The following is a 3,243-nucleotide window of genomic DNA, read 5'->3' as shown; positions in this document are numbered from 1 at the left end:
AATGGGCGCATAGCTCAGGTGGTTAGAGCGCACGCCTGATAAGCGTGAGGTCGGTGGTTCGAGTCCACTTGTGCCCACCAGCAAGAGAGATCTTGCAAGGAACGAAACTTGAAAATTGAATAATGAAAAGCAAAAGTAATGCAAATGAGGAAAAATGAACGACAATAACGAAAGTTAAAGTCGGGTAAAAAACCTGCAATTAGCATAAAAATTAAGAGGATTAGACATAATTCAAAAATGGTTAAGCTAAGAAGAGCGTAGGGAGAATGCCTTGGCATTAGGAGCCGACGAAGGACGTGATAAGCTGCGATAAGCTGCGGGGATCAGCAAGTATGAATTGATCCGCAGATTTCCGAATGGAGCAATCCGTATGTGTATGCACATACATCATATACTGAATCAAATAGGTATATGAGGGGAACCGCCTGAACTGAAACATCTAAGTAGGGCGAGGAAGAGAAATCAACCGAGATTCTGTGAGTAGTGGCGAGCGAAAGCGGAAGAGGCTAAACCATAGGTAGCAATACTTATGGGGTTTCGGACAGCATTTAGTATTGATAATTTCTAGTTGAAACGTGTGGGAAAACGTACCGAAGAGTGTGAGAGTCACGTAAGCGAAAGAGAAAGTCAGCGAGCTGTATCCAAAGTACCGCGGGACACGTGAAACCCCGTGGGAAGATGGGGGGACCATCCTCCAAGCCTAAATACTACCTAATGACCGATAGCGAATAGTACTGTGAAGGAACGGTGAAAAGAACCCCGGGAGGGGAGTGAAAAAGAACCTGAAACCCTATGCTTACAAGCACCGAGAGCACGTCAAAGTGTGATCGGGTACCTTTTGTAGAATGGTCCGGCGAGTTATTGTATGCGGCAAGGTTAAGTGCTTAAGGCACGGAGCCGAAGCGAGAGCAAGTCTGAACAGGGCGAAAAAGTCGTATGCAATAGACCCGAAACCGAGTGACCTATCCATGTCCAGGCTGAAGTGGAGGTAAAACTCCATGGAGGGCCGAACACACGTCCGTTGAAAAGGCCGGTGATGAGGTGTGGATAGCGGAGAAATTCCAATCGAACTCGGATATAGCTGGTTCTCTCCGAAATAGCTTTAGGGCTAGCCTCGTGAAAGATTACTGGAGGTAAAGCACTGAATGGGCTAGGGGTCGAAAGATTACTGAACCCTATCAAACTAAGAATGCCAGATAATTGATTCACGGGAGTCAGACAATGTGAGATAAGTCTCATTGTCAAAAGGGAAACAGCCCAGACCCACAGCTAAGGTCCCTAAACATTGTTAAGTGGAAAAGGATGTGGGGTTGCATAAACAACCAGGATGTTGGCTTAGAAGCAGCCACTCATTAAAAGAGTGCGTAATAGCTCACTGGTCGAGTGACCCTGCGCCGAAAATTCAACGGGGCTAAACAATGTACCGAAGCTTGGGATTCTAAAGTAATTTAGAGTGGTAGGAGAGCGTCGAATAAGGGGTGAAGTCAGAGCGGAAGCGCTGGTGGACTTTATTCGAGTGAGAATGCCGGAATGAGTAGCGAGAATTATGTGAGAATCATAATGGCCGAAAATCTAAGGTTTCCTGAGGAAGGTTCGTCCGCTCAGGGTAAGCCGGGGGCTAAGGCGAGGCGGAGACGCGTAGCCGATGCACATACGGTTGAAATTCCGTAGCCACCGAAAGATTTAAGTACAGGGACGCTTTAGAAGTGATGTTGCCGGGCGATGGTTGACCCGGTCGTAAGGGATCGAAAATGAGTAGAGAAGTCATCATGGAAAGAGACAAGAAAAGCTGTATGAATATCTTAGGTGCCCGTACCGCAAACCGACACAGGTAGATAGGAAGAAGATTCTAAGGCCAACGGGAGAAGGGTTGTTAAGGAACTCGGCAAGTTGACCCCGTAACTTAGGGATAAGGGGTGCTCAAGTGATTGAGCCGCAGAGAATAGGCCCAGGCGACTGTTTAGCAAAAACACAGGTCTCTGCTAAATCGAAAGATGACGTATAGGGGCTGACACCTGCCCGGTGCCGGAAGGTTAAGAGGAGATGTGAGAGCATTGAATTGAAGCCCCGGTAAACGGCGGCCGTAACTATAACGGTCCTAAGGTAGCGAAATTCCTTGTCAGGTAAGTTCTGACCCGCACGAAAGGTGTAACGATCTGGGCACTGTCTCAACAACCCGCCCGGCGAAATTGTAGTACCGGTGAAGATGCCGGTTACCCGCGACTAGACGGAAAGACCCCATGGAGCTTTACTGTAGCCTAATATTGGATTTCGGTATTTCACGTACAGGATAGGTGGGAGACTGGGAAGCACAGGCGTCAGCTTGTGTGGAGTCGACCTTGGGATACCACTCTTGGAGTGCTGGAATTCTAACCTGCGGCTTTGAAGCAAGTCGGGGGACATTGTTAGGTGGGCAGTTTGACTGGGGCGGTCGCCTCCTAAAGAGTAACGGAGGCGCTCAAAGGTTCGCTCTGCATGGATGGAAACCATGCGTCAGAGTGTAAACGCAAAAGCGAGCCTAACTGCGAGAATGACGGTTCGAGCAGTAACGAAAGTTGGAGTTAGTGATCCGGCGGTATGTGAATGGAAATGCCGTCGCTCAACGGATAAAAGCTACCCTGGGGATAACAGGCTGATCTCCCCCAAGAGTCCACATCGACGGGGAGGTTTGGCACCTCGATGTCGGCTCATCGCATCCTGGGGCTGAATTCGGTCCCAAGGGTTTGGCTGTTCGCCAATTAAAGCGGTACGCGAGCTGGGTTCAGAACGTCGTGAGACAGTTCGGTCCCTATCTGTCGTGGGCGTAGGATATTTGCAAGGAGCTGTCCCTAGTACGAGAGGACCGGGATGGACGCACCTCTGGTGCACCAGTTGTCACGCCAGTGGCACAGCTGGGCAGCTATGTGCGGAACGGATAAACGCTGAAGGCATCTAAGCGTGAAGCCGCCCTTAAGATAAGATATCCCTTCTGTTTACAGAGTAAGACCCCTTGAAGACTACAAGGTTGATAGGCTCAAAGTGTAAGCACGGTGACGTGTTTAGCTAGCGAGTACTAATCGGTCGAGGGCTTAACCTTATTGGTTATGACTACTCCTTTTAACCAACAGCTTTTTCATTATTCAATTTTGAGGATTCGTTCCTCTTCACTTAGTCGGTGGCGTTTGAGTTGAGGTCACACCTGTTCCCATGCCGAACACAGTAGTTAAGCTCTTCTTCGCCGAAAATACTTGGATGGTAACGTCC

At 48.9% G+C, this 3,243-nt stretch carries 1 tRNA gene and 2 rRNA genes; all 3 read left to right on the top strand.

Annotation, left to right across the window (positions count from 1 at the left end):
* The first annotated feature begins 3 nt into the window (after positions 1–3).
* A tRNA-Ile gene (locus tag DW938_RS14335) sits at positions 4–80 on the top strand.
* A gap of 159 nt (positions 81–239) precedes the next feature.
* Positions 240–3,076 (top strand): 23S ribosomal RNA (locus tag DW938_RS14330).
* A 74-nt stretch (positions 3,077–3,150) separates the two neighbouring features.
* A 5S ribosomal RNA gene (gene rrf / locus DW938_RS14325) occupies positions 3,151–3,243 on the top strand; the annotation flags it as partial.

It is taken from the genome of Ruminococcus sp. AM43-6, assembly GCF_003461785.1.
GTDB classification, from domain to species: Bacteria; Bacillota; Clostridia; order Oscillospirales; family Ruminococcaceae; genus Hominimerdicola; species Hominimerdicola aceti.
Note: the sequence above shows the minus strand (reverse complement) of the source record. Positions and strands in the feature narration are given on the sequence as shown.